This is a genomic window from Planomonospora algeriensis, from assembly GCF_977012225.1.
Window position 1 is genome coordinate 1 of the sequence record NZ_CDRNDK010000011.1, and the last position, 25,964, is coordinate 25,964.

Annotated in this window: 21 protein-coding genes and 1 pseudogene; 14 read left to right on the forward strand and 8 right to left on the reverse strand. The window is 70.8% G+C overall.

The genetic code is table 11. From position 1 onward, the window contains the following. Nucleotides 1–322 precede the first annotated feature (322 nt). From ACWJ6R_RS02380 to ACWJ6R_RS02430, 11 genes and pseudogenes are all read left to right on the forward strand, one after another. The gene (locus ACWJ6R_RS02380; RefSeq protein WP_449060619.1) at nt 323–1,132 is read left to right on the forward strand and encodes an alpha/beta fold hydrolase; all 810 of its coding nucleotides are present in this window, start codon (nt 323–325) and stop codon (nt 1,130–1,132) included. Then, the gene (locus ACWJ6R_RS02385) at nt 1,129–2,811 is read left to right on the forward strand and encodes an FAD-binding protein (RefSeq protein ID WP_449060620.1); all 1,683 of its coding nucleotides are present in this window, start codon (nt 1,129–1,131) and stop codon (nt 2,809–2,811) included. Before ACWJ6R_RS02380 ends, ACWJ6R_RS02385 begins: the two co-directional genes overlap by 4 nt. A gap of 21 nt (nt 2,812–2,832) precedes the next feature. Continuing rightward, nucleotides 2,833–3,933, forward strand: a complete 1,101-nt coding sequence (locus ACWJ6R_RS02390; protein ID WP_449060621.1) for a 2Fe-2S iron-sulfur cluster-binding protein — start codon at nt 2,833–2,835, stop codon at nt 3,931–3,933. Between the two features lie 168 nt (nt 3,934–4,101). Then, the gene (locus ACWJ6R_RS02395; protein ID WP_449060622.1) at nt 4,102–4,887 is read left to right on the forward strand and encodes a 2-keto-4-pentenoate hydratase; all 786 of its coding nucleotides are present in this window, start codon (nt 4,102–4,104) and stop codon (nt 4,885–4,887) included. Between the two features lie 66 nt (nt 4,888–4,953). Next, nucleotides 4,954–5,807, forward strand: a pseudogene (locus ACWJ6R_RS02400) (acetaldehyde dehydrogenase (acetylating)). Nucleotides 5,808–5,921: 114 nt separating this feature from the next. Continuing rightward, nucleotides 5,922–6,941, forward strand: coding sequence for a 4-hydroxy-2-oxovalerate aldolase (gene dmpG / locus ACWJ6R_RS02405; RefSeq protein WP_449060623.1), 1,020 nt, complete (start codon nt 5,922–5,924; stop codon nt 6,939–6,941). 8 nt (nt 6,942–6,949) lie between these two features. Beyond that, nucleotides 6,950–8,134 carry an acyl-CoA dehydrogenase family protein gene (locus tag ACWJ6R_RS02410; protein WP_449060624.1) on the forward strand — a complete coding sequence of 395 codons (1,185 nt, stop codon included), beginning with the start codon at nt 6,950–6,952 and terminating at the stop codon, nt 8,132–8,134. 43 nt (nt 8,135–8,177) lie between these two features. After that, nucleotides 8,178–9,086, forward strand: coding sequence for a VOC family protein (locus tag ACWJ6R_RS02415; RefSeq protein ID WP_449060625.1), 909 nt, complete (start codon nt 8,178–8,180; stop codon nt 9,084–9,086). Continuing rightward, nucleotides 9,083–10,555 (forward strand): FAD-dependent oxidoreductase, encoded by a 1,473-nt coding sequence (locus ACWJ6R_RS02420; protein WP_449060626.1) that lies wholly within the window; start codon nt 9,083–9,085, stop codon nt 10,553–10,555. Before ACWJ6R_RS02415 ends, ACWJ6R_RS02420 begins: the two co-directional genes overlap by 4 nt. A gap of 215 nt (nt 10,556–10,770) precedes the next feature. After that, nucleotides 10,771–11,178 carry a hypothetical protein gene (locus ACWJ6R_RS02425; protein WP_449060627.1) on the forward strand — a complete coding sequence of 136 codons (408 nt, stop codon included), beginning with the start codon at nt 10,771–10,773 and terminating at the stop codon, nt 11,176–11,178. Next, nucleotides 11,162–11,545: a hypothetical protein gene (locus tag ACWJ6R_RS02430; protein WP_449060628.1), complete on the forward strand. Its 384-nt coding sequence runs from the start codon at nt 11,162–11,164 to the stop codon at nt 11,543–11,545. The genes ACWJ6R_RS02425 and ACWJ6R_RS02430 overlap by 17 nt, the downstream gene beginning before the upstream one ends. A gap of 1,136 nt (nt 11,546–12,681) precedes the next feature. On the opposite strand, the gene ACWJ6R_RS02435 is transcribed toward ACWJ6R_RS02430, so the two are convergent. From ACWJ6R_RS02435 to ACWJ6R_RS02445, 3 genes are all read right to left on the reverse strand, one after another. Next, on the reverse strand, nt 12,682–13,164 hold the full coding sequence (locus ACWJ6R_RS02435) for a hypothetical protein (RefSeq protein ID WP_449060629.1): 483 nt from the start codon (nt 13,162–13,164) through the stop codon (nt 12,682–12,684). Between the two features lie 193 nt (nt 13,165–13,357). Next, nucleotides 13,358–13,642 (reverse strand): ferredoxin, encoded by a 285-nt coding sequence (locus ACWJ6R_RS02440; protein ID WP_449060630.1) that lies wholly within the window; start codon nt 13,640–13,642, stop codon nt 13,358–13,360. Next, complete coding sequence (locus ACWJ6R_RS02445) at nt 13,639–14,796, reverse strand: Rieske 2Fe-2S domain-containing protein (RefSeq protein ID WP_449060631.1); 1,158 nt, start codon at nt 14,794–14,796, stop codon at nt 13,639–13,641. Before ACWJ6R_RS02445 ends, ACWJ6R_RS02440 begins: the two co-directional genes overlap by 4 nt. 276 nt (nt 14,797–15,072) lie before the next feature. On the opposite strand from ACWJ6R_RS02445, the gene hsaA reads away from it, so the two are divergent. After that, nucleotides 15,073–16,239 carry a 3-hydroxy-9,10-secoandrosta-1,3,5(10)-triene-9,17-dione monooxygenase oxygenase subunit gene (hsaA, locus tag ACWJ6R_RS02450; protein WP_449060632.1) on the forward strand — a complete coding sequence of 389 codons (1,167 nt, stop codon included), beginning with the start codon at nt 15,073–15,075 and terminating at the stop codon, nt 16,237–16,239. Between the two features lie 149 nt (nt 16,240–16,388). Further along, nucleotides 16,389–17,006: a TetR family transcriptional regulator gene (locus ACWJ6R_RS02455; RefSeq protein ID WP_449060633.1), complete on the forward strand. Its 618-nt coding sequence runs from the start codon at nt 16,389–16,391 to the stop codon at nt 17,004–17,006. Between the two features lie 116 nt (nt 17,007–17,122). Here the strand turns inward: ACWJ6R_RS02455 and ACWJ6R_RS02460 are convergent, their stop codons facing one another. After that, complete coding sequence (locus ACWJ6R_RS02460; RefSeq protein ID WP_449060634.1) at nt 17,123–19,891, reverse strand: cation-translocating P-type ATPase; 2,769 nt, start codon at nt 19,889–19,891, stop codon at nt 17,123–17,125. A gap of 493 nt (nt 19,892–20,384) precedes the next feature. Here ACWJ6R_RS02460 and ACWJ6R_RS02465 point away from each other — a divergent pair, with 493 nt between their 5' ends. Beyond that, nucleotides 20,385–22,217, forward strand: a complete 1,833-nt coding sequence (locus tag ACWJ6R_RS02465) for a glycoside hydrolase family 15 protein (RefSeq protein WP_449060635.1) — start codon at nt 20,385–20,387, stop codon at nt 22,215–22,217. 117 nt (nt 22,218–22,334) lie between these two features. Here ACWJ6R_RS02465 and ACWJ6R_RS02470 read toward each other — a convergent pair whose 3' ends face one another. The 4 genes from ACWJ6R_RS02470 to ACWJ6R_RS02485 form a co-directional block, all read right to left on the reverse strand. After that, nucleotides 22,335–23,720, reverse strand: coding sequence for an MFS transporter (locus tag ACWJ6R_RS02470; RefSeq protein WP_449060636.1), 1,386 nt, complete (start codon nt 23,718–23,720; stop codon nt 22,335–22,337). 37 nt (nt 23,721–23,757) lie between these two features. After that, nucleotides 23,758–24,579, reverse strand: coding sequence for a class II glutamine amidotransferase (locus tag ACWJ6R_RS02475; protein ID WP_449060637.1), 822 nt, complete (start codon nt 24,577–24,579; stop codon nt 23,758–23,760). A gap of 53 nt (nt 24,580–24,632) precedes the next feature. Further along, entirely contained in the window at nt 24,633–25,151 is a 519-nt protein-coding gene (locus ACWJ6R_RS02480; protein ID WP_449060638.1) for a hypothetical protein, read from the reverse strand. 157 nt (nt 25,152–25,308) lie between these two features. Beyond that, a complete protein-coding gene (locus tag ACWJ6R_RS02485) occupies nt 25,309–25,803 on the reverse strand; it encodes a DUF1269 domain-containing protein (RefSeq protein ID WP_449060639.1) in 495 nt (164 codons plus the stop codon). Nucleotides 25,804–25,964: the final 161 nt, after the last annotated feature.

Consider the following 25,964-nt stretch of genomic DNA (forward strand, 5'->3'; position numbering starts at 1 on the left):
CCCGCTGGCCGGGACCGCCGCCGCGACCGGGCGGCGGCCCCGGTTACGTTCCTGCGAGGCCGGCACTCCCGCCGGCCGTTCCCGCCGGCCGTTCCCACCGGTCGTTCCCGTCGGCTGTTCCAGTCGGCTGTTCCCGGCGACGAGGCGGGTGGACCGAGGCGGGTGGACCGAGGCGGGTGGACCGAGGCGGATGATGAGCACGGAGCCGAGTCACGGACCGATTCACGGGCGGAACCACGGGGAGAACCACGGGCGGAACCACGGGCCGGGCCGCGAGCCGATCCACGGGCCGAAGCCGCGTGAACTCGCGACCGACGAGGGCGTGCTGCGCTACCACGAGGCCGGTGACGGCCCGCCCTTGCTGCTGCTGCACGGGTCGGGGCCCGGTGTCACCGGCTGGCGGAACTACCGGGGCAACCTGGCCGCCCTCGCCGAGCGCTTCCGCTGCCTGGTGCTGGAGTTCCCCGGCTTCGGCGTCAGCGACCCCACCGGCGCCCACCCCATGGCCGCCGCGCCCGGCGCGGTGCTCCGCCTCCTCGACGGGCTCGGGATCGAACGGGCCGACGTGATCGGCAACTCCATGGGCGGGATCGTGGGTGCCCAGGTGGCGATCTCCGATCCCGCCCGCGTGCGCCGCCTGATCACCATCGGCGGGCTGGGCGTGAACCTGTTCAGCCCCGGTCCGGGAGAGGGCATCAGGCTGCTCACGGAGTTCGTCGAGCATCCAACCCGCGAGGCGCTCGTGCGCTGGCTGCACTCCATGGTCTACGACCCGGCCCTGGTCACCGAGGAGATGGTCGAGGAGCGCTGGGCGCAGGCCACCGACCCGGACACGCTCGCCGCCTCCCGCCGGCTGTACGGCCGCGCCGCGCTCGCCGCCCGCGCCGCCGCCGCGCGGTCGGACGCCCCGCCGTACTGGGCGACGCTGCACCGGATCAAGGCTCCGACGCTGATCACCTGGGGCCGCGACGACCGGGTCAGCCCACTCGACATGGCGTTGGTGCCGATGCGGGCCATCCCCGGCGCCGAGCTGCACGTCTTCCCGGACTGCGGGCACTGGGTGATGATCGAGCAGCGGGCGGCCTGGGAGAGCGCCGTGCTGGCCTTCCTGACCCGCGAGGAGGTCTCGTGAACGAGCGGAGCGAGCCGGCCGTGAGCGGGCGGGAGTGGGACGCCGAGTTCGACCTCGTCATCGTCGGCAGCGGGGGCGGCGGCATGACGGCCGCGCTCACCGCGGCCGCCGAGGGGCTGGAGCCCCTGATCGTCGAGAAGGGCTCGCGGTACGGCGGCAGCACCGCGATCTCCGGCGGCGGCGTCTGGATCCCCGGCAACCCCGTGCTGCGCGCCGAGGGCCAGCACGACGACCGCGAGGCCGTCCGCCGCTACCTCGACGCGCTCACCGCCGGGAGGGTGCCCGCCGCGCGGCTCGACGCCTACGTCGACCACGGCCCGGCCGCGATGGAGCTGCTCGGCCGGAGCAGGTGGATGCGCTTCTCCTGGACCAAGGGGTACGCCGACTACCATCCCGAGCTGGAGGGCGGCCGCGCGCTGGGCCGGTCCATCGAGGCGCTGCCGTTCGACACCCGCAGGCTGGGGCCGGACGAGAGGCACCAGCGCCCCAACAGCCTGAAGGGCCCGCTGGGCCTGTGGATCACCGCGAAGGACTACCACGACCTGGCGATGGCCAAGCGCACCTGGCGCGGGCGCCGCGCCACGCTCGTGGCCGCCTGGCGGGTCGCCTCCAACCTGGTGCGCCGCCGCCACATGGCGACCGGCGGGCGCGCGCTCGTCGCGCGGCTGCGCATGGCGCTGAAGGACGCGGGGGTCCCGCTCTGGCTGAAGACGTCCATGACCGACCTCGTCGTCGACGGGCGCGGCGCCGTCACCGGCGTCGTCGTCGAGCGCGAGGGCCGCACCCTGCGGCTGCGCGGCCGGTACGGCGTGCTGCTGGCCACCGGCGGCTTCGACCACAACCCCGAACTGCGCGCGAAGTACCTGCCGGAGGGCGGTCAGGCCGACTTCAGCATGGGGGCCCGGGAGAACACCGGCGACGGCATCCTGGCGGGGGAGCGGGCCGGCGCCGCGCTCGACCTGATGGACGACGCCTGGTGGATGCCGGCGGTCCGGCACCCCGCGGGCGCGGCCATCCCGCTGGTCTCCGAACGCTGCATCCCGCGGTCGATCATCGTCTCGGCGGACGGGCGGAGGTTCGCCAACGAGTCCGCGCCGTATGTGAACTTCGTCCACGAGCAGTTGGCGGGCGGGCACGTCCCGGCGTGGTTCGTGATGGACGCCAGGGCCCGTGCCCGCTACCCGTTCGCGCAGATCCTGCCCGGCGCGCCGATCCCGCAGGCGTTCTACGACGCGGGCGTGGTGCACCGGGCCGACACGGTCGCCGAGCTGGCCAAGCGGATCGGCGTGCCCCCGGACACCCTGGCCGAGACCGTCGAGCGCTTCAACGGCTTCGCCCGCGCCGGCCGGGACGCCGACTTCGGGCGGGGGGAGAGCGCCCACGACCGCTACTACGGCGACCCCACGCTGAAGAACCCGAACCTCGACGTGATCGACCGCCCGCCGTACTACGCGGTCCGCATCGAGGCCGGCGACCTCGGCACCAAGGGCGGCCTGGTCTGCGACGAGCACAGCCGGGTGCTGCGCGCGGACGGGTCGGTGATCGAGGGCCTGTACGCCACCGGCAACGCCTCGGCCTCGGTGATGGGAAACGAGTACGCCGGTCCCGGCGCCACGATCGGTCCCTCGATCGTCTTCGGGTACATCGCGGCCCGGCACGCCGCGCGGCGGGCCCGCTGAGGCCCCGGAGGGGAGACGAGCATGGCGCAGCCCGGACCGCTCAGGATGCGCGTCGTCGAGGTCGTGCGCGAGACCGCGGACGCGCACTCGCTGGTGCTCGAACCCGCCGACGGCGACCGCGGCCGGTTCGGCTACCGGCCCGGGCAGTTCCTCACGATCCGGATCCCCGGCGGCCGAGAGGGGGGCACGGCACGCTGCTACTCGCTGTCCAGTTCCCCGGCCTGCGACGAGAAGCTCAAGGTGACCGTCAAGCGGATCCCCGGCGGTCACGGGTCGAACTGGATCTGCGACCACGTCACCGAGGGCGACGTCCTGGAGGTGCTGCGGCCCTCCGGCGCCTTCACCCCCCGCACGCTCGACGGCGACTTCCTGCTGCTGGCGGCCGGGAGCGGCATCACGCCGGTCATGTCGATCCTCAAGTCCTGCCTGCACGCCGGGACCGGATCGGCCGTCCTCGTCTACGCCAACCGGGACGAGAACTCGGTGATCTTCCGGGACGAACTGGCCGCGCTGGCCCGGGAGCACGCCGACCGGCTGGCCGTGCTGCACTGGCTGGAATCGGTGCAGGGCCTGCCCACCGCGACGGGGCTGGCGGCGGTGGCCGGGCCGTACGCCGGGCGGGAGGCGTTCGTCTGCGGCCCCGGGCCGTTCATGGACCTCGCGGTCGCGGCCCTCACCGGCCTCGGCGTGCCGCCCGAGCGGGTGCGCACCGAGCGCTTCACCTCACTGGCCACCGATCCGTTCGACGTCCGGCCCGCCTCCGCCCCCGGAGCCGGAGTCGGGGTCGGGGTCGAGGCCGGGGCCGGAGTCGGGGTCGGGGTCGGGGTCGAGGTCGAGGTCGAGGTCGAGGTCGAGGTCGAGGTCGAGCTGGACGGCGAGACGCGGACCGTGGCCTGGCCTCGCGGAGAGCGCCTGCTCGACGTGCTCCTCGACGCGGGGCTGGACGCGCCGTACTCCTGCCGTGAGGGGTCCTGCAGCGCGTGCGCCTGCGTGCTCGTCGAAGGCGAGGTCGTGATGGAGCGCAACCAGGTCCTCGACGACCGCGACCTGGCCGACGGCCTCATCCTCGCCTGCCAGGCGGTCCCGGTCAGCGAGCGGCTCAGGATCACCTACGACGCCTGACCGGCCGGGGCGCCCCGGTGCCCTCCCACTGAGCGGGAGGGCACCGCCGCGGGCGGCGCGGCGCTGGGACTGTTGACCCCGGACGGGAGGGACCGGGACGGGAGCGCCCCGCGGCCCGGGGCGCCGCCGGTCCGGGCGCGGTGCGAACCCCGACGCCAGGAGGCTGCGATGCTGGATCCGGCGGAACGCGCGTCCGCGGCCGCGCTGCTGCGGGCGGCGGAGCGGGACCGGGCGCCGATCGAGCCGCTGACCGCCGCCTTCCCCGGCATCGACGTCGTCGACGCCTACGAGATCCAGCTGCTCAACATCCGCCGCAGGCTCGCCGGCGGCGCCCGGGTGCGCGGGCACAAGGTGGGCCTGTCGTCCGAGGTCATGCAGCGGATGATGGGAGTCGGCGAACCCGACTACGGCCACCTGCTCGACGACATGGTGCTCGCCGAGGACGCCCCGATCCCGGCGGGGGCGTACTGCCACCCGCGCGTCGAGGTCGAGATCGGCTACGTGCTCGGCGCGAGCCTGCCCGGCGCGGGCTGCACCGAGGCCGACGTGCTCGCCGCCACCGAGTACATCGTGCCGAGCATCGAGCTGATCGACAGCCGCATCAGGGACTGGCGGATCGGCCTGGCCGACACGGTCGCCGACAACGCCTCCTCGGCGGGCGTCGTCCTGGGCGCGGCCCGCATGCGCCCCGGCGAGCTGGACCCGGCCGGGATCGAGGCCGTGCTGTACCGCGGGGGCGCCGAGGTCGCGCGCGGCGACACCTCGGCCGTCCTGGGGAACCCCACCACCGCCGTGGCCTGGCTGGCCGGGAAGGTCGCCTCCTTCGGGGTGAAGCTCGAAGCCGGGCACCTGATCCTGCCCGGCTCCTGCACCCGGGCCGTGGACGTGCGCCCCGGCGACGTCTTCCGCGCCGAGTTCGCCGGGCTCGGCTCCGTGACCGCCCGATTCGAATGAGGGGACGAGACCTTGAGCAAGGCGACCGCCGCGATCGTCGGATCGGGGAACATCGGGACCGACCTGATGTACAAGCTGCTCCGCTCCGAGTCGATCGAGCCCCGCTGGATGATCGGAGTCGACCCCGGGAGCCCGGGCCTGAAACGGGCCGCCGCCGAAGGGTTGGACGCCTGCGCCGAGGGCGTCGACCGGCTGCTGTCCGGGCGGGAGCGGCCCGACCTCGTCTTCGAGGCCACCTCCGCCCGGGTGCACCGGGAGAACGCCCCCCGCTACGAGGCGCTCGGCATCCAGGCCGTGGACCTGACCCCCGCCGCGCTGGGCCCCGCGGTCGTGCCCGCGGTCAACCTCGGCGCCCACCTGGACGCGCCCAACGTCAGCCTGATCACCTGCGGGGGGCAGGCCACCGTCCCGATCGTGCACGCCGTCTCCCGGGTCACCGAGGTGGCCTACGCCGAGATCGTCGCCAGCGTCGCCTCCCCGTCGGCCGGCCCGGGGACGCGGGCGAACATCGACGAGTTCACGATCACCACCCGCCACGGCATCGAGCGGGTCGGCGGCGCGCGCGCGGCAAGGCGATCATCATCCTCAACCCCGCCGAGCCACCGATGATCATGCAGGACACGGTGTTCTGCGCGATCCCCGCCGACGCCGACCGCGAGGCGATCGCCGCCTCGATCAAGGAGGTCACCGCCGAGGTGGCGTCCTACGTGCCCGGCTACCGGCTGCGCGCCGCGCCCCAGTTCGACGATCCCGCGCCGGTGAGCGGCGGGCTCGCCCGGGTCGCGGTCTTCCTCGAGGTCGAGGGCGCGGGCGACTACCTCCCGCCGTACTCCGGAAACCTCGACATCATGACCGCCGCCGCCACCCGGGTCGGCGAGGGCTTCGCACGGCGCATCCTCGCCCGGCGGGCCCCCGCCTGAGCCGCCGCTCCCACCCGAGCCCGAGAGCCCGCGCGACCCCGGAGCCCGCGCGACCCCGGAGCCCGCGAGTCCCCGGAGCCCGCGAGCCCCCGTCCGAGTCAAGGAGACCCGTCCATGCCCTACAGCGCCGACCTCGACGTCCGCGTCACCGACTCGTCGCTGCGCGACGGCTCGCACGCCAAACAGCACCGGTTCACCGTCGAGGACGTCCGCTCCGTCGTCGGGGCCCTCGACGCCGCCGGGGTGCCGGTCATCGAGGTCTCCCACGGCGACGGCCTCGGCGGCTCGTCGTTCAACTACGGCTTCAGCCGCACCCCCGAGCAGGAGCTGATCAGGGCCGCCGTCGAGACCGCGCGCCGGGCGAGGATCGCCTTCCTGATGCTGCCCGGCCTCGGCGTCCTGGACGACATCCGCGAGGCCGCCGGGAACGGCGCCGCCGTCTGCCGGATCGCCACGCACTGCACCGAGGCCGACATCTCCGTCCAGCACTTCGGCCTGGCCCGGGACCTGGGCCTGGAGACGGTCGGCTTCCTGATGATGGCGCACAGCCGCCCGCCGGAGGTCCTCGCGAAGCAGGCGCGGATCATGGCCGACGCCGGCTGCCAGTGCGTGTACGTCGTCGACTCCGCCGGCGCGCTGATCCTGGAGCAGACCGGCGACCGGGTCGCCGCCCTGGTGGCCGAGCTCGGCTCCGACGCCCAGGTCGGCTTCCACGGCCACGAGAACCTCGGGCTCGGCGTCGCCAACTCCGTCATCGCCGTCCGGGCCGGAGCCCTCCAGATCGACGGCTCGACGCGCCGCTTCGGCGCCGGGGCGGGCAACACCCCCGTCGAGGCGTTCGCCGCGGTCGCCGAGAAGCTGGGCATCCGGACCGGCATCGACGTCCCGAAGATCATCGATGCCGCGGAGGACGCCGTCCGCCCGGTCATGGACGGCGAGTGCCTGCTCGACCGGCTCTCGCTCACCATGGGCTACGCCGGGGTCTACTCCAGCTTCCTCAAACACGCCGACCGGCAGGCCGCCAGGTACGGGGTCTCCGGCACCGAGATCCTCCTGGAGGCGGGGCGCCGCAACCTCGTCGGCGGCCAGGAGGACCAGCTCATCGAGATCGCCGTCGCCCTCGCGGAGAAGTGAGGACCGCCATGACCAACCACGTGCTCGACGCAATCACGGAACGCGCCGAGGAGATCGCCGCGCTCGGCGTCGCAGGCGAGGCCCTCGGCAGGCTGGACGACCAGGCGGCCAAGGCGCTGCGGGACGCCGGCGTGATCCGCATGCTCCAGCCGGCCGCGTACGGCGGCTTCGAGTCCCACCCCAGGGAGTTCGCCGAGACCGTGATGGGCGTCGCCGCGCTCGACGGCTCGACCGGCTGGGTGGCGGGGATCGTCGGGGTGCACCCGTGGGAGATGGCCTTCGCCGACCCCCGGGTGCAGCAGGAGGTCTGGGGGGAGGACCAGGACACCTGGATCGCCTCGCCGTACGCGCCGATGGGCGTCGCCCGCCCGGTCGACGGCGGCTACGTGCTCACGGGCCGCTGGCAGTTCTCCTCCGGCACCGACCACTGCGACTGGATCTTCCTGGGCGGGCTGCTCGGCGACGCCGGGGGCAGGCCGGTCCAGCCGCCCGTCTCGCTCCACCTGATCCTGCCGCGCGCGGACTACGAGATCGTGCAGGACTCCTGGGACGTGGTCGGGTTGCGCGGCACCGGCAGCAAGGACGTCGTCGTCTCCGGCGCGTTCGTCCCGGACTACCGGGTCATCCCGTTCGCCAAGGTCATCGACGGGAGCGCGCCGAGGGAGGCGGGGCTGACCAGCCCGACCTACCACGTCCCGTTCTCCTGCGCCTTCCCGCTCGGCATCACCGCCGCCGTCGTCGGCATCGCCGAAGGCGCCCTCGCCCACCACCTCGCCTACCAGCGGGGACGGGTGCAGATCACCGGCACGAAGGTCCGGGACGACCCGTACGTGCTCTACGCGGTCAGCGAGGCGGCCGGGGAGATCGCGGCCTCCCGGTGCGCGCTGCTCGACAACGTGTCGCGGATGTACGACGCCGTCGCCGCCGGGCGGGAGGTCTCCTTCGCCGAGCGCGCGGCCGGTCGGCGGATCCAGGTCCAGGCGGCCTGGCGCGCCGTACGCGCGGTCGACGAGATCATGGCCCGCTCCGGGGGCAACGCGATGCGCGCGGACAACCCGGTCCAGCGCTTCTGGCGCGACGCGCACATGGGCCTGGCCCACGCCATCCACGTGCCCGGCGCGGTCTTCCACGCCGCCGCCCTCACCGACCTGGGCATCGAGCCCCCGCCGGGCCCGCTGCGCTCGATGATCTAGTGCCGGATCTAGTACCGCCGACGAACGAACTCGGAGTGATGAGATGACGCAGATCCGCGGGCTAGGCTACCTGAAGGTCCAGACGCGCGACGTGGGACGCTGGCGCGAGCTGGCGATCGACGCCCTCGGTTTCGCCGAGGGCGGCGGGCCGGACCCGGACGGCCTCTACCTGCGCATGGACGAACGCCGGTCGCGGCTGATCGTGCTGCCCGGCGAGACCGACCGGGTGCTGGCCGTCGGCTGGGAGGTCCGCGACCAGTTCGCCCTGGCCGCGGTCGGCCGCGCGGTCGAGGCGTCGGGCACGGCGGTCAAGGTGCTCTCGGCGCGGGAGTCGGCCGAGCGCGACGCCGAGCAGGTGATCGCGTTCGACGACCCGGCGGGCACCCCGGTCGAGGTCTTCTTCGGCCCCGTCCTCGACCACGCCCCGGTGCTCACCGGGATGGGCCAGCGGTTCGTCACCGGCGAGCAGGGCATGGGCCACGTGGTCATCCCCTCCACCCGCGTGGACGAGACGGTCTCCTTCTACGCCGAGGTGCTCGGCTTCCTGCCGCGCGGCGCAATGCGGGTCGGCGGGGGGAAGGGGCCGCGGGTGCGCTTCATGGGCGTCAACCGGCGCCACCACAGCCTCGCGGTCTGCCCCGCCCCGCACGGGGAGGAACCGGGCCTGGTGCACCTCATGGTCGAGGTCGACGGCCTCGACGCCGTGGGACGGGCGCTGGACAACGTCAACCGGCTCGGCTTCTCCGTCTCCTCCACCCTGGGCAGGCACACCAACGACAAGATGATCTCCTTCTACGTACGCGCGCCGGGCGGCTGGGACATCGAGTACGGCACCGACGGCATGCTCGTCGACGAGACGCACTACACCGCCGAGGAGATCACCGCGGACAGCTACTGGGGCCACGACTGGTCCGGCTCCGAGCCGCTGGCGGCCTTCACCCCGCGCGCATGAGCGCCGTGCCGCCGGTGGAACCGGTCCGCGCCGACTCCGTCGGCGCCTGGGACCACGAGTGCGACGTGCTCGTCGTCGGCTTCGGCTGCGCGGGCGCCGCCGCGGCGTACGAGGCCGCCATCGCCGGGGCCCGGGTCACCGTGCTGGAGCGCGCCGGCGGCCCCGGCGGCTCCTCGGCGCTGTCCGGCGGCGAGATCTACCTCGGTGGCGGTACGGCGCTGCAGAAGGCCTGCGGCTTCGACGACACCCCCGGCGACATGTTCGCCTACCTGGCCGCGGCGCTCGGCCCGCACGCCGACACCGAGAAGATCCGGTTGTACTGCGAAGGCAGCGTCGAGCACTTCCAGTGGCTGTGCGAGCGCGGGGTCACCTTCAACGAGGGGCTGTTCGACGCGCCGAGCTGGGTGCCGCCGACGGCGGACGGGCTGATGTGGCTGGGGGAGAACGCCTGGCCGTACAGCACGCTCGCCCGGCCCGCCCCGCGCGGGCACCGGCCCGCGACCGAGTCGTTCGGCGGCTGGCTCCTCATGGAGAAGCTGGTCGCGGCCGCCCGGGAGGCCGGGGCCGCCGACCACGCCGACACCCTGGCCACCAACCTCGTCGTCGGCGAGGACGGCCGGGTCGCGGGCGTGCTGGCCCGCCGGTACGGCGAGCGGGCGGCCTACCGCGCGCGCCGGGCGGTGGTGTTCACCACCGGCGGCTTCGTCGACTCCGAGGAGATGCTCGCCCTGCACGCCCCGGTGCTGCTGGGGCACGGCAAGGTCAGCGACGGCCTCGACGACGGCGGCGGCATCCGGATGGCGGCGGCGCTCGGCGCCGCCACCCGCCGCATGTCCGCCGTACAGATCGCGCTGACCGCCCTGCCCGCGCTGGCCGTGCGCGGTCTGCTGGTCAACGGGCTGGGGCAGCGCTTCGTCAACGAGGACGTCTATCCGGGCGTGTTCAGCGCCGCCGCCGTGCTGCACCAGCCGGGGCCGTACTGGGTGGTCGTCGATGAGGAGGGCTACGAGGACGTCCCCCGGCGGGACCTGTGGGGCGTGCGCCCGGCGTTCGCCGCCGAGACGCTCGCGGAGCTGGAGGAGGCGCTCGGCGTGCCCGCCGGGGCGCTGGAGATGGCGGTCGGCGTCTACAACCGGCACGCGGAGCGGGGCGAGGACCCCTACTTCCACAAGGACCGCAGGTGGCTCCGGCCGCTCCGGCCGCCCTTCGCGGCGATCGACCCGCGCCTGGGGTTCGGCGCGGGCGACCGGAGGGACACGGGCGTGGCCGGGTTCACCCTGGGCGGGCTGCACACCACCCCCGACGGGGCGGTGCTGGACCAGTCCGGGCGGCCGATCCCGGGCCTGTACGCGGCGGGCCGGGCCAGCTCCGGCCTGCACGGCGACGGCTACGTCAGCGGGACGTCACTGGGCGACGGCACGTTCTTCGGCCGCCGCGCCGGCCGCGCGGCGGCCGAAGAAAACCGGTGAGAAATCGCGGATGTGCCAGGATTTCAGCTGTCCTTGATTGTGCTTTTCTGGCAGCAGTATTTCGAGTGATGAGAAAAGAATCGTTCCAACGATAATTGTGGCGCATGGCACATCGCGGTTCTTTGGTGAACGGCGCACGGATCGACCGGCTGTGTGATCAAGGGTTTTGCGTCCGCATCCTTACCAGCGCCGGAGTTCGTGTCCAAGTCACCGCCGTGGCCAGATGGACGGCCGGCGAGCAGCGGACCCGAAACCTTACCGTGGGAGATCTCCACACATATCATGTGGAGGTCGGTGAGGTGGATGTCCTCGTTCACAACGCTGGCTGTTGGTCGACAATCTACGAGAAGGCCAGTGATCTCGCTGCGAAGTACAAGGAGGGACAGTCGACTCGAGACCCGGCATCGCAGTGGTATCACGAAGAGCTCTTGAAAGTGATCAACGATGCCGCGGATGGAGACGGAATTGTCATCTCGTGTAATGGGAAAATTCTTGAAGGTCATCACCGTGGGGACGAACTCCTGCGAAGAATTAGAGATGGGCGTATCGACCCGAATAAGAGAATGCGTATCGACGTCTACGGTGGGGAATGGTGTTCTGGTGTCCATGATTCATTCGACTGACCTTGACTTTCGTGTGTGTCAGATCGATTTCGATACACTGCTCGAGATCCAATTGGAGGCGGAGGGGCGAGGCTGGGCGACTCGGTGGACCTCGGTGGAGGCACTTCGCGGCCAGGTCAAGGAAGAGGTCGTATTCCTTCAATCGCTGATGCGTGAGGAGCGAGAAGGGGTTATTCGAGCCTATCGATGCCTCTTGATCTTCTCGATCGTGGATGGCGAGGATGCTGGTGGAATCGCCACAATCGATATTGATCCGAGGAGATTTGCGTCGCTGGAGCGGCTCGATCGAGACCCGGATGTTCGGAAGGTGATCGTTCGGATGTTCTCGCTTGCGCTAGGTGGGATTTCAATGGTTTCAAAGAAATAGCAGGGAGATCCTATGGGGTATGGAGCGAGGGCGTGGATGAAGAAGTGCTCGGCAAGCCGGCACAGAAGACCGCTGGAAAGTTGGGCAAGTACCAGAATGGTCAAGGAGCTATAATCCACTATGTGGATGCAGGTAGGGTCATTGGTCGCTCGAAACGAAGGGGTGGTCATTTGAGCACCAGGTATGCGGTAATTCGGGATAAGCAGGGGCGTGTGATCGCCATGTATCCGGTGTAATCCATGGCAAGCATAAAGATGCAGCTGTTCAGTGAGTTCCGTAAGCCCCTGTCAGATGAGGTTGTTGTTCCACTTGAGATCCTTGTATCGACTTCCGTAGATAGGGATATGTGTCCTTTGATTGCGCATATAGATGCGTATGGCGACACGATGTTCAATCGCCTTCAAATGGAGTCGGTCGTATCGGAAGTGGAAACTCTAATGAATTCTCGCCATCCTTTTTCTGTGGGGGAGATGTCATTTCTCGATTCGCTCAGGAGGATTTGTGTCATGGGAAATGAAGGCACTCACCGATATTTATGGATAAAGGGGATGTGATTAGGATCGAGTTCGGATGCGGTTCTCTCCGGTGCACTCCTTGTCAGGGTTTCGGTATAGTGAGGTGATCTCAGTGACTTTCATTTGAGATAGCCGTGTTCGTAATGGGCGAGAACGAGCCGGATCTGGTGATGTCACCGATTTTGCTGGGGATGGCGGTGATGTGCTGCCGGTCCGCCAGGCCTTGTGTCAGACGTAGGCCGATTTTTCGCTGACCCGCAGGATCCGGGACGTGCGGGTTCGGACAGGCTAGGGCGGCGCACCGGTCGTAGAAGCGGAACAACCGCTCGGCGAGGACATGCCGTTGGGGCCGCTGCCCGCGGGCCCCTGCAGCCAGCCGATGACGATTCGGTATCGACCTTGGTGACTGCCGCGCCTTCCAGGCCCAGCAGCCGAGTCGTATCGTTGACCACGCTCGCGGCTCTTCTGTTGTGAGATCTTGCTTCGACAACAGGAATGATCAACGAGAGCCGCGAGCTCCCAAGCACTCACCCCATCAGGGGCACGCTCCGGCGCTCAACCCCGGTTAAGCTCGAAGAGCCCGCATGGCGGAACCGCGCCGCCTGGATCGCGCGGAGTCGCTCAGGGCAGCCGGATTCCCCTGATGATCCTCCCGAGTTCGGGGACGAGCGGCCGGCTGGCCATCACGGTGACCACGGTCCCCTTCCGCTCGACCCAGCCGACGTACCGCCCGTGGCCGAGCGCGCCGTCGCCCTTCTGGGTGAGGACCGTGCGGCCACCGATCTTCGCGGTCTTCGGATCACCCGAGAACGTGCCGAGGTGGAACGGGGCGTCTCTCAGCTGTGAGAGTTTGCGGGCGTCCGGCCAGCAGACCACTCGCACCCACAGGGACCTGTGCTTCCGGTCCACCTCGTCACGGGTGTCCGTCCACTGGTAGCCGTACTCGCTCAGACCGTCGTGCCGGTCGACGACGATCCGGCCCAGGGAGAAACCCTTCGGGATGTGGGTGACGAGGACTCCGCCGATGGCGGTGGCGCCCCTCGGTGGCCGCTCGGACCTGCCCGCCCGGGACCGTTCGGCTTCCGCCTTGGCTGGGGTGGGCAACCGGCGTCACCGACCGTGACCGCGTGCGCGGGTGGCATGATCAGTGTCCCGGCCGACACGAGGGAGAGCACGGACAGAGCGAGTACCTGCTGAGTTCTTGTCACATTCGGTTGGATGCCCCTGCGGTGGCAGAGGTTCGCGCTCACAGGCGAGCGGGGCGGGCGGTTTCCCCGGTCCGCTCACCCGCGGGGGATCACCCGTCCCCGGGGTCGTCCGGCACGGGGAGTTCCCCGTCCAGCGCCGCCCGGACGATCGACTCGCGCAGCGCCTCGCAGGCGGGGAACAGGCCCCCGTTCGGGCCGTCGCCCGGGACGGAGGCCTGCCGTTCCAGGCAGGTCTCCACGGCCTCGGCACTCCACTGGATGCTGGTCTGCTGCCAGCTGGCCTTGCGCGCCCGCACCGCCGCGCCGCACGTCCGGCAGCGCACCGGGCGCATCGGCGGGCCGTCCAGCAGCCGTTCGTCCTGGTGGATCGTCATGCGGTCCCGCCCCGGGCGGCGGCCCTGCGGGCGAGGTTCTCCTCGACCTCCTTCTTCCACGCCTCGACCGGCCGGGTGGTGTCCAGCTCGAACTCGAAGCGCTCCACCATCTCCGGCGCGACGTCGGCGGCGTCCACGTAGAACTGCTCGTACCAGCGGCGCAGCTGGTAGACGGGCCCGTCCTCCTCGCACAGCAGCGGGTTGTCGACACGGGCCTTGTTCTTCCAGATCTCGACGTCCTGCTCGAAGCCCTTGAGGATGAAGTCGCCCAGCCGTACGGCCATCTCGTCGGCCCCGGCGCCGCCCAGCCGCTCGTTGCGCTGCACGATGATGCCGGACTGCAGCACGAAGGAGTCCGCGTCGACGGGGTAGTGGCAGTTGATCAGGACGCAGTCGATGTCCATGCCCTCGTAGTGGTAGGTCAGATCGTCGATCATGAAGGACGGCCCGTGGTAGGCCGCCACGGAGGTGTTGCCGAGCATCCCCGGCCGACCCTCCTTGGCGGGCGGCCGGGCGTCCGGGCGGCTCAGGCCCTTCATGATCTGGGTGGCGACATGGCCTTCGAAGACGTTCTTGAAGTACGTCGGGAACGAGTAGTGCACGTAGAAGAAGTGCGCCATGTCGACCACGTTGTCCATGACCTCGCGGCAGTTCGCGGCGACGAGGGTCTCGTGCCAGACCCAGTCGGTCCAGTCCTCGCGCGTCGCGCCCTCGATGCGGGGGATCGTGACGCCGGGCGGCGGCGGGTTGCCCTCGGGGTCGTTCCAGACGAACAGCATGCCGTCCTGGTCCAGCGTGGTCCAGGCCGAGGTGCGGGCGCGCAGCGGGACCCGGCGGGCGTAGGGGATCTTCTTGCAGCGGCCGTCGCCGCCCCAGCGCCAGTCGTGGAACGGGCAGGCGATCTCATCGCCCTTGACCGTGCCGCGGGACAGGTCCCCGCCCATGTGCCTGCAGTAGGCGTCGAGCACGTTGAGCCGGCCGTCGCCGCTCCGGAAGACCACGAGCTTGGCGCCGAAGGCGTCGACGGTGTGCGGCCGGCCGTCCTTGAACCGCTCGGACAGGCCCAGGCAGTGCCAGCCCCGGGCGAAGCGTGCGGGTACGGCGCCGGCCTCGATGGCGCGGACCCCGTCCCGATCGGTCTCGGCTGCAGTCACGCTGAACCCATCCCTCCAGGCGCACGCTCTTCCCGGCTTCCCGGCTTCCCGGCTTCCCGGCTTCCCGGCTTCCCGGCTTCCCGGCTTCCCGCGCTCGCGGGCCGCCGAATCCCCGGACCATCCGCGAAACGGTAGGCCGGGGCGGCGCCGTACGGGCCGGGAGTCCCGGTGGCCGGGACGGCCGCACCGGGCCCGCCGCCGCCCGGCGCACCATCGTGGTCTGCACCTGACGGCACGAGCGGACACGAGCGGACACGGAGATGGAGAGCGCAGACCATGAGCGACGAGGTCCTGGAGCCGGTGCGCGCGCTGCTGCCGGGCATCGCCGGGCGGGCCCGGTCCGCCGACGAGAACCGGTGGATCCCACAGGAGACGGTCGCCGAGCTCGCCGCGGCCGGGGTCTTCCGGATGCTGCAGCCCAAGCGGTACGGCGGCGCCGAGAGCGACCCGGCGGGGTTCTTCGAGGTGATCCGGGAGATCTCCGGCGCGTGCGGCTCCACCGGCTGGGTCGCCTCCCTGCTCGGCGTGCACCAGTGGCAGGCCGGCATGTTCGCCGAGGCCGCGCAGGACGAGGTCTGGGGCGGGAGCCCGGACGCTCTGATCTCCTCGTCGTACGCGCCGATGGGACGGCTCACCCCGGTGGAGGGCGGCTACGAGATGTCCGGCCGGTGGAGCTTCTCCTCCGGCTGCGACCACGCGTCCTGGGCCGTGCTGGGCGCGACGGTGGTCGGCGCGGAGGGCAGGCCGGTCGACTTCATGAGCGTGCTGGTGCCCCGCGCCGACTACGCGGTCCACGACGTCTGGGACGTGATCGGCCTGCGCGGCACCGGGAGCAACGACCTCACCGTCGAGCGGGCCTTCGTCCCCGCGCACCGCGTGATGCGCAACTACGAGCAGGCCCAGCTGCGCGGTCCCGGCCAGAAGGTCAACACCGGTCCGCTGTACCGCATGCCGTTCGCGACGCTGTTCACCTCCGCGATCACCGCGCCGGTGATCGGCGCGGTGGCGGGCTGCTACGACGCCTACCTCGCCGCGATGCGCGACCGGGTACGGCTCAGCCTCGGCGGCGGCCGGTTCGCCGAGGACCGGTTCGCCCAGGTGGCCGTCGCGCGGGCCGCCTCGGAGATCGACGCGGCGATCCTGCAGACGGACCGCAACGTGCGCGAGGTGTACCGGCACGCGGTCCGGGGCGACGCGATCCCGATGGAGCTGCGGCTGCGCGCCCGCAGGGACCAGGTCCGCGGGACCGAGCGGGCGGTGGAGGCGATCGACCTGCTGTTCAAGACGGCCGGGGGGAACTCGCTCCGGCGCGGCAACCCCATTGAGCGCGCCTGGCGCGACGCCCACGCCGGCAGCGTGCACGTGGCCAACGACGTCGAGCGGGCCCTGGCGATGTACGGCAGGAGCGCCTTCGGCCTGACCGTCGAGGACGACCTCATCTGAGCGGTCCGGCGTGCGGGTCCCGTCCGAGCGGCCCGGTACGCGCCGGAAGCGGGGCCGGGGACGTCCCGCTGACCGGTATCCGGGCTTGGCGGCCCCGCGCCGGGCCGTGTGTATTGTCTATCCGGCATCGCAGACGACCGGGGGAGAACGTGCCGAGGATCGCCGAAGCCAGGCCGCCCGCCGAGCCCAGTTCGCCCGAGCAGCGCGCCCGGCACCTGCGCATCCTCCGCGCGGCCGCGCACCTCGGGGCGGAGAAGGGCCTGGAGCGCGTGCAGATGCACGAGGTGGCGAAGGCCGCGGGCGTGGCGATCGGCACGCTGTACCGGTACTTCCCCTCCAAGACCCACCTGTTCACCGCCGTCATGGCCGAGCAGATCGACCGGTTCGGCGAGAGCCTCCCGGAGCCCGCGCCCGGTACGAGCCCCGAGGATGCGGTCGGCGACGTGCTGGTGAGCGCCAGCCGGCAGCTGCTGCGCACGCCCGCCCTGGCGACCGCGATGCTCCAGTCGGCGAACGCGGCCAACGCCGCCGCGGTCGCCGACGCCGCCCGGATCGACGACACCTTCCACGGCATCGTCCTGCGGGTCCTCGGCATCGACGACCCCACCGTCCGGGACGTCACCCTCGTCCGCCTCCTGCTGCAGTGCTGGTACGGCGTGCTGCAGTCCAGCCTCAACGGGCGGCTCCCCGCCGCCGGCACCGAGAGCGACATCCGGCTCGCCTGCCGGCTCCTGCTGGCCCCGCGCTCGAACGCCCCGCGGGGCTGAGGAGGAACCGGCGGCGGGGAACGCGCTGAGCGATCCCTTCGGGTTCGGTCCGGTGGATGGGTGCTGCGCGGTTACCGGCGCCGGGCCGCAGTGGGGAGACGTGCGGGCCGCGGGCCTCACCGTACTTCCTGCCGCCTTGCGTATTCGCGGTGCCGGAGGACGACTTTGAGCAGTTCTTCGAGCACGACGAGACTCGCCGCGAGCCCGATGCACGTCCCCCACTGGGCGACGCTCAGACCGGTGGTGCCGAAGATGCGCTGCAGCAGTCCGATCTCGGTCACCGCGATGACCAGGACCAGGGCGAGAGCGTACCGGCGCAACTGGGTCGGACCCGGTACGGCCGCGCGGGAGAAGACCGTGTTCAGCTGGTCGCGGGCCAGCAGCCCGGCCGCGACGTGGAAGAGCGAGAGCGTGGTCAGGAGCATGGTGGGGGCCACCGGGGAACCGGGGCCGCCGGCGCCGATCTGGTAGGCGGCCAGCGACCCGGCCGTCATCACCGCCCCCTGGAGGCACAGCCTGACCCAGTTCGCCCGGGACAGCACCGGCGCGCCGACCGGCCGGGGGGCCCGGTTCATCAGACCGCGTGTCGGCTCGTCGAATCCCAGGGCGATCGCGACCGGGATGTCCACGACCATGTTCACCCACAGGATCTGCAGCGGGGTGAGCGGGATGCCGCCGGCGATCCCGAGCACGGCGGCCGCGATGAAGATCGCGATGTAGGCGACCAGGGTCGCCATCTGGAAGCGCAGATACTTCAGCAGATTGTCGTAGAGCGCACGCCCGTACTCCACGGCGCCGACGATCGTGGCGAAGTTGTCGTCCGTGAGGATCATCACGGCGGCTTCCTTCGACACCTCGGTGCCGGTGATCCCCATCGCCACACCGATGTCCGCCGCCTTCAGGGCGGGGGCGTCGTTCACCCCGTCGCCCGTCATGGCCACCACGTTGCCGGTCTGCTTGAGCAGCCGGACCAGGCGCAGCTTGTCCTCCGGGGCCACCCGCGCGATGACCCCGATCTCCTTCAGCTGCCCGCGCAGTTCGTCATCGGTCAGCGACGCGAACTCCGCCCCGGTGATCGCCCGGCCGGGGATGCCGAGTTCGGCGGCGATGGAGCCCGCGGTCGTCACATGGTCACCGGTGATCATCCGTACCCGGATGCCGGCCTCCCTGCACTCGGCGATCGCGGCCCTGGCCTCCGGCCGCGGGGGGTCGACGATCCCGACCATCGCGAGCAGCGTCAGGTCCCGCACCAGGCCGATGAGGTCGCCGCCCGGGTCGAACGCGGCCGGGTCGAGGTCGCGCTGGGCCACCACCATGACCCGCTCGCCCGCCCTGGCCATGCGGTCGTTCGCCTCCAGCGCGAGTGAGCGGTTCCCATCCGTCACCGGCACCAGTGATCCGTCCGGGGCGCGGTAGGAGGTCCCGCGGGCGATGAGCACGTCGGGAGCGCCCTTGACGTAGCACCGGACGACCGGTTCCCCGTTCGCGCCGGTCATCTCGTGGAACGTCGCCATGAACTTGTAGGCCGCGTCGAACGGCACCTCGCCGACGCGCGGGTAGGCGCCGCGCGTGCCCGCGACGTCGAGGCCGCCCTTGGCGGCCAGCACGATCAGTGCGCCCTCCGTCGGGTCCCCCACCAGGTTCTCCCCGTCCAGTACGGCGTCCGCGCACAGGACCATCGGCAGCAGGTACGGATCGAGGTCGATGTGCGCCCCGCCGACATGCTTGATCTCGCCGGCGGTGCCGTAGCCTTCGCCCGACACCGTGAACCGGTTCTGGCCGGGGATCACCATCTCCCTGGCCGTCATCTTGTTGAGCGTCAGCGTGCCCGTCTTGTCCGAGCAGACCATCGAGGTGGAACCCAGTGTCTCCACCGCCGGCAGGCGCTTCATGACCGCGTTCCGGCGCGCGATCTCCCGGGTGCCGATCGACAGCAGCGCCGTCACGACCGCAGGGAGACCCGTCGGGATGGCGGCGACCGCGAGGGCCACGCCGGTGATGAACAGGGTGTCGAACGGCTTGCCCTGGAGCAGCCCGAGCACGACCACCAGCGCGAGGGCGATCCCGGCGATCGTCGCGATGATCTTCGACAGCGCGTCCAGCTGCTTCTGCAGCGGCGTCTTCTCGGCCTCCGTGTCGGCCAGGAGATCCGCGATGTGGCCGATCTCGGTGTCCATCCCGGTCGTGGTGACGACCAGCTCGCCCCGGCCCCGGGTGACGGACGTGTTCATGAATCCGAGGCAGGTGCGGTCGCCGAGCGGCGCATCCTTCCCCGGCACGGGCTCGACCCCTTTGACGACCGGCAGGCTCTCGCCCGTGAGGGCGGCCTCCTCGATCTCCAGTGACGCCGCGACGCAGATCCGGCCATCCGCCGGAACCCGGTCACCCGCCTCGACCAGCACCACATCGCCCGGCACGAGTCCTTCGGCGTCGATCTCGACGACCTGACCGTCCCGGCGGACCCGGGCGACCGTCTTCATCATCCGGGAGAGCGCCTTGACGCTCTCCTCCGCCTTCGCCTCCTGGCGGAGACCGACCACGGCGTTGAAGACGGTGAGCCCGGCGAGGACCGCGGAGGTCCCGACGTCGCGCGTGACGATCAGGTTGATGACGGCGGCGGCGAGCAGCACGAGCTGCATGAAGTCCCGGTACTGGCGCAGCCACGCCTGGAGGACGGACTCCTTCTTCCTGGCGGCCAGTGCGTTGGGGCCGTGAGCCTGAAGGCGGTCGTGCGCGGCCTCGGCGCTGAGCCCCCGGTCGAGCCGGACCTCGAACTCCCGGGTCACCGTCGCCACATCGGCCTGGTGCCAGGCGGGATGGCCGTCGGCCTCCCCCGAGGCGGCGACCCTGGAGGTCCGAACCGCTGAAACGCCTGTCTTGCTCATGGCCTGCGTCCTCCATTGCGAGAATGCTGTCTGCGCGTACGGCGAACCTCGTCCGCCGTACGCCTCCGCGCGGCGGAGCGGAAACGCGACATGTCGGCGAAGGGCCGCACGGAATACCCCTCTTCGGAGATTTCTCCACTTTTGACAGCTAAATAACATTAAGTACTTAATGCCCTATAAATCCCATTTATGGACATGATGCCCGTAGCGCTTTCCCGGTAACCGGCCCCTCGGGGCGGCCGGTTACCGGGCGGTGCCGGGATCCGGCCACCGGGGCCTCGTCTCCAGGGCGGAGGGCTCCGAATTCCCCGTCCCAGGCACGATCCGGTGATCGCGAGAGGAGGGGAGCGGCGGCCGGCCGTCACCCCGGTCCGGCTTCACGGCACACCGGGAAGTTAGCCTGGAGACAACTGCTCCGTCCCCCCCCGGCGTCGGTCGCCCGATACGTCCGGAGGCAGCCGCTCGGCACATCCGGCGCACAACGGAGGAATCCATGAACGGCTACCCGCAGATCGCGGACCACGGCATGATCGGGGACCTGCAGACCGCCGCGCTCGTCTCCGGAACGGGGACCATCGACTGGTGGTGCACGCCCCGGTTCGACTCGCCGAGCCTGTTCGCCTCCCTCCTCGACAGCGAGCGCGGCGGGCACTGCCGGCTCGCCGCCGACGTGGACCGCATCGCCGGGGCGACCGTCCGGCAGCTCTACCTGCCCGACACCGCCATCCTCGTCACCCGCTTTATGGCGCCCGGCGGCGTCGGCGAGGTCGCCGACTTCATGGAACCCAACCCCTCCGCCACGCCCTCCGACCAGCACCGCCTGGTGCGGGTCGCCCGGGTGGTCCGCGGCAGCCTGCCCTTCACGCTCGTCTGCCGCCCCCGCTTCGACTACGGGCGGGCACCGCACAACCTCACCCTCCTCGACGACGGATCCGCCCTCTTTCACGGTCCCCGCACGGACCTCCACCTGCAGACCACCGGACCCCTCGCGCTGCGCCAGGACGGCGAGGACGTCATCGCCGACTTCACCCTCCAGGCCGGCGAGACGGCCGCCGTCGTCCTGACCACCGACAGCAGCGGCTACCACCCGATGGCCGCCCCGACCGCCGACGAGGTGCGCGCCAGCATCGAAGCCTGCCGCGACTTCTGGCACGACTGGCTGCGCACGTCCCGATACCGCGGCCGCTGGAAGGACATGGTCAACCGTTCGGCGATCACCCTCAAACTGCTCACCTACGCGCCCACCGGCGCGCCGATCGCCGCCGCCACCATGGGCCTGCCCGAGCAGATCGGCGGCGAACGCAACTGGGACTACCGCTACACCTGGATCCGCGACGCCTCCCTGTCCGTCCGGGCCCTGATCGACCTCGGCTTCGTCGAGGAGGCCCAGGCCTTCCGGACCTGGCTGCGCGAACGCCTCGACGCCGGCAGCACCTCGGGTGAGCCACTGCAGATCATGTACCGGATCGACGGCGACCCGTACCTGACCGAGGAGGTCCTCGGCCACCTGGAGGGCTACCAGAAGTCCGGGCCGGTCCGCGCCGGCAACGCGGCCGCCGACCAGCTCCAGCTCGACATCTACGGCGAGGCCGCCGACGCCCTGGCCCAGGCCCAGGAGATCGGGGGCATCCGCGGCTGGCGGTCCTTCGCCGGGGTGCTGGACTGGCTGGCCGACACCTGGGACCGCCCCGACGAAGGCATCTGGGAGACCCGTGGCGGACGCCAGGAGTTCACCTACAGCCGCCTGATGACCTGGGTCGCCTTCGACCGCGGCATCCGCATGGCCACCACCTACTCCCGTCCCGCCGACCTCGCCCGCTGGACGGGCGCCCGCGACGCCGTCTTCAACCAGATCATCGACCGCGGCTGGAACCCGCAGCGGCAGGCCTTCGTCCAGAACTACGCCACCGACGTGCTGGACGCCTCCCTCCTGCTCATGCCCCGTGTCGGGTTCATCTCGCCGCGCGACCCGCTCTGGCTGAGCACCCTCGACGCGATGGATGAGGAACTGGTCAGCGACAGCCTCGTCTACCGCTACGACCCCGCAGCCTCCCCCGACGGGCTGCGCGGCTCCGAGGGGACCTTCAACCTGTGCAGTTTCCTCTACGTCGAGGCCCTCGCCCGCGCCGGACGGCTGCACCAGGCCCGTTACGCCTTCGACAAGATGCTCACCTACGCCAACCACGTCGGATTGTTCGCCGAGGAGATCGGTCCGTCAGGCGAACAGCTCGGCAACTTCCCGCAGGCGTTCACCCATCTGGCGCTCATCGCCGCGGCCATCGCCCTCGACGAGCAGCTCGACCGCGCCGAGGCAAGCGGACCGTAGAGCGCGCACCGCGTTCCCCGACCGGTGACCGGCACGTGGACCGGCGGGCGCCCCGGTCCGTCCGTGCCTGAGTGGCGCGGACGGACCGGGATCCTCCGGGCGGCGCGGAGTGGACGGCTACTTCGAACCGGCGGGGAGGCTGACGGCGGCGGCGAGGCCGACCAGGGCGAAGACCGCGAGAGCGATCATGGCGAGCGCGTAGGACCGGTTCCCCTCGGCCAGCCCGGATACGAGGATCGTGCCGGCGATCGCCGTGCCGAACGACGAGCCGAGGTTGGAGACACTGCGCGACAACCCGGATATCTCGCCCTGCAGTTCCTCGGGGAAGCTGGACTGCACGAGGTTGACCGACGGGGTCAGCATCACGCCCACGCCCATCCCGATCAGCAGCAGCCCCGGCGCGAAGGCGACGACCCTCGACGACGCCCCGACCAGGACGAGCAGGATCGCGATCCCGGCCACGGTCATGATGAAACCCGCCGAGATCAGGGCCTTCTGCGAGTGCTTCCGGGCGAGCCGCTCCGCGGCCAGCGACGTGAGCAGGACACCCGCGGTCGCCGCGGTGAAGATGACGCCCGTCTCGATCGCGTTGTATCCGCGGACCGTCTGAAGGAAGACGGCGACGACGAACGACGTGCCCATGAGGACCAGCCACTGCATGTTCTGGGTGACGAGACCGAGATTGGACGTGCGGTTCCGGAACAGCCCCATCGTCAGCAGCGCCTCCTTCCCCGCGCGCTCCCGGGAGCGGATGTGCAGGAAGAACCAGACCAGGAAACCGGCTCCGGCGGTGAGGAACGCCGCCATCAGTACGGCGTCGCTGCCGGCCTGGAGGATTCCGAACACCACGAAGAACATGCCGACCGCCGACAGGACCGCCCCGGCGGCGTCGAAGGGGCGTGACGGATCCGGGGCCACGGGATCGACGATCCGCCGGCTGAGGAGGATGATCACTGCGACGACCACCGCCTGGAAGAGGAACGCGGCCCGCCAGTCGATCGCCGTCGCGATGAACCCTCCGATCAGCGGGCCCGCCGCGGCCCCGACGCCGCCCAGTCCGCTGATCAGGCCGAAGGCCCGGGCGCGCGACGGGAGATCGTCGAACGCCATCGTCGCGAGAATGTAGACGGGCGGGATCAGCAGTGCCGTGCCCACCCCCTCGAGCACCGAGTTGCCGAGGACCAGCACTGCGAGGCTGGGCGAGAACGCACTGATCAGAGCGCCGATCCCGTACAGGGTGAGACCGGCGAGAAAACACCTCTTGCGGCCCCAGCGGTCGGTCAGCTTGCTGCCGGGGATCATGAGCACCGCCATGATCAGCAAGAACAGGGTGATCGTGCCCTGCACGCCCTCCACCGTCGTGTCCAGGTCCTCGCCGATGTCATTGATCATCACGTTCATGTTCGAGCCCGCGAAGCTGCAGATGAACTGGGCGAGGGCGAGAGGCGCCAGAGGCCTCCTCGAGGAGGCGACCGAGTCCTGGGAGGCGGGGGTCCTGGTCACTTCTCACCCCGCCCGGCGAACGGCGGGCGGCGCCTCATCAACCCTCCCGCAAGGGGGAGAACGCATGGATCTCCACCTCTCCATTGCGGATCACTCCGTGAGAGCTCTCGGGAAGCTCGTTCCACGCACCCGTGAGATCGCGAAGCGGCTCGGAGACGACGAACCGTGTCCCCGCCCCCAGTCGTCGCAGGCTCTCCAGTTCCGGATGGAGCAGCCGCACCTGGGAGATGTCGGTGGAGTAGAACAGCGACCGGGGGCGGCCCGCACTGGCGTGGCGGAACATCCAGACGGACTCGCCGTCGGTGGTGGCCACGGTCATCTGGACGGGAGGAGGGGTGCCATGGCGCTGGGCGAGTTCCTCCACCAGCCCGACGGTGCGGGCGACCGCGCTCGGAGGGTCGTCGGCCAGCCCGAAGGTGAGCGCCAGGAAGAACAGGAGCTCGGAGTCGGTCGACCCCTCGATGGCGGGGTAGAGCGACGGCTCCACCGCCATCGCCAGGTCACGCCTGAGTTCACGGAACCCTTCCACGACCCCGTTGTGCATCCACAGCCAGCGTCCGTACCGGAACGGATGGCAGTTGCTGCGCTGCACCGGGGTGCCGGTCGAGGAACGGATGTGTGCGAACAGCAGAGGGGTGCGGATCTGCCGGGCGATCTCACGGAGGTTCCGGTCGTTCCACGCGGGCTCGATGCTCTTGAACACGGCGGGTTCCGCGCCCTCGCCGTACCACCCGATGCCGAAACCGTCACCGTTCGTGGTGGTCTCGCCGAGCCGGGCGTGCAGGCTCTGGTCGATGAGCGAGTGAACCGGCTGGAACAGCAGTTCCTCGGCGAGGATGGGTTCTCCGCAGTACGTCATCCACCTGCACATGGTCGCCTCGATCCGGAAATGTGAATTCGGCTGGCTTCGTTTCAATGGTGGAATGCGGCTTTCAACGCCACGATGACTAGCCCGAGCAGCAGGTTGACCACGCTCGTGACCAGCACCATCCGGGAAGAGGCGCCGATCTCCACGGCCGCTGCGGCCGCCCAGCCGACCTGCCCGGCCACGGCGACCGCAAGGGCCAGCCATGCGGTGCCCTGCGACTCGAGACCGAGCAGCGGGCCGACGGCCACGGCAACGGCCGGTGGAACGGTCGCCTTGATGATCGGCCATTCCTCTGCGCAGGCCTTGCGGACATCGGCCATGTTCATGGTCTGGAAGATCATGCGGGCGCCGAACAGGTGGGCGTACACATGGGCGGCCCAGAACACGGCACCGGTGCCGACCAACAGGATGATCATTTCTATCCGCGGGAATCTGCCGAGTGTTCCGGCGCCGGCCACCACGGAGGCGGCGAGCAGTGATCCGTAGACGGCACCGGTGTAGTCCCTGTGCTCGCCGTCGGCCGGCAGGCGGGCGCCATCGTCCGGATCGGGCGCCGTTCCCATAGCGACCTCTCATGGTGGTGGCCGGATCGGCCGCAGGCGGAGAGTTCTCAGATTCCACGGAGGCATGGACACGGCGCGCGGCGCGCCGGTGATGAGCTCCCGTCGCCTCGGAGCCGTTCGACCGGGACATGCCGGCGGTCGCGCGCTTCCTGCCCGGTCAACGGGCGCCGATCCCCTCCATCATCTCGTGCAGTTGCGCCTCTTCCTCGCGGCTGAGCGAGGTCTGGATGACATGCCCGCCGTACGGCTGGATCTCCGGAATGACCTTGTCCGGGGCGCTCCGCACGACCAGGACGAACAGCGCGGCGGTGCCGGGTTCGAGCTTGTCTGCGAGCTCCCTCATGAACTCGTTGTTGACGCCGGCGTCGATCATCGCCCCACCGGCCGCTCCGGTGGCGGCGCCCAGTGCCATGCCGAACAGCGGCATGAAGAACACCATCCCGATCAGGCCGCCCCACAGCGCGCCGCCGGCCGCGCCCATACCGGTCAGGCCGACGGCCTGGTGCATCTTGATCCTGCCGTCGGCCCGGCGCTCGACGACGACCACGTCCTCCATCGTGATCAGGTTCTGCCGTTGCAGGTCGGCCAGGCGATCACGTACCGCGACGGCGGTGGCGACGTCGGGGTAGGAGATCGCGATGAGGTTGCTCATTGGGGTTTCTTCCTTTGATCGGTTACGTCGGCGAGGAGGGCCGATCGGACGGCCGATCCCGGACATGTGAAGTCCTTGGCCGCTCTTTTCCGGGCAGAGCCGCTGCCGGGACGGAGTGGCCTGGAGATGCGACGCGGGTGCAGGCCGCCGCCCGATTGCGC

Bases quoted from the DNA above. Each gene is read 5' to 3' on its own strand.
- ACWJ6R_RS02390 (WP_449060621.1), top strand. From the start codon at position 2,833: ATGGCGCAGCCCGGACCGCTCAGGATGCGCGTCGTCGAGGTCGTGCGC.
- ACWJ6R_RS02395 (WP_449060622.1), top strand. From the start codon at position 4,102: ATGCTGGATCCGGCGGAACGCGCGTCCGCGGCCGCGCTGCTGCGGGCG.
- dmpG (WP_449060623.1), top strand. From the start codon at position 5,922: ATGCCCTACAGCGCCGACCTCGACGTCCGCGTCACCGACTCGTCGCTG.
- ACWJ6R_RS02410 (WP_449060624.1), top strand. From the start codon at position 6,950: ATGACCAACCACGTGCTCGACGCAATCACGGAACGCGCCGAGGAGATC.
- ACWJ6R_RS02415 (WP_449060625.1), top strand. From the start codon at position 8,178: ATGACGCAGATCCGCGGGCTAGGCTACCTGAAGGTCCAGACGCGCGAC.
- ACWJ6R_RS02420 (WP_449060626.1), top strand. From the start codon at position 9,083: ATGAGCGCCGTGCCGCCGGTGGAACCGGTCCGCGCCGACTCCGTCGGC.
- ACWJ6R_RS02430 (WP_449060628.1), top strand. From the start codon at position 11,162: ATGATTCATTCGACTGACCTTGACTTTCGTGTGTGTCAGATCGATTTC.
- ACWJ6R_RS02440 (WP_449060630.1), bottom strand. From the start codon at position 13,642: ATGACGATCCACCAGGACGAACGGCTGCTGGACGGCCCGCCGATGCGC.
- hsaA (WP_449060632.1), top strand. From the start codon at position 15,073: ATGAGCGACGAGGTCCTGGAGCCGGTGCGCGCGCTGCTGCCGGGCATC.
- ACWJ6R_RS02460 (WP_449060634.1), bottom strand. From the start codon at position 19,891: ATGAGCAAGACAGGCGTTTCAGCGGTTCGGACCTCCAGGGTCGCCGCC.
- ACWJ6R_RS02465 (WP_449060635.1), top strand. From the start codon at position 20,385: ATGAACGGCTACCCGCAGATCGCGGACCACGGCATGATCGGGGACCTG.
- ACWJ6R_RS02475 (WP_449060637.1), bottom strand. From the start codon at position 24,579: ATGACGTACTGCGGAGAACCCATCCTCGCCGAGGAACTGCTGTTCCAG.
- ACWJ6R_RS02480 (WP_449060638.1), bottom strand. From the start codon at position 25,151: ATGGGAACGGCGCCCGATCCGGACGATGGCGCCCGCCTGCCGGCCGAC.
- ACWJ6R_RS02485 (WP_449060639.1), bottom strand. From the start codon at position 25,803: ATGAGCAACCTCATCGCGATCTCCTACCCCGACGTCGCCACCGCCGTC.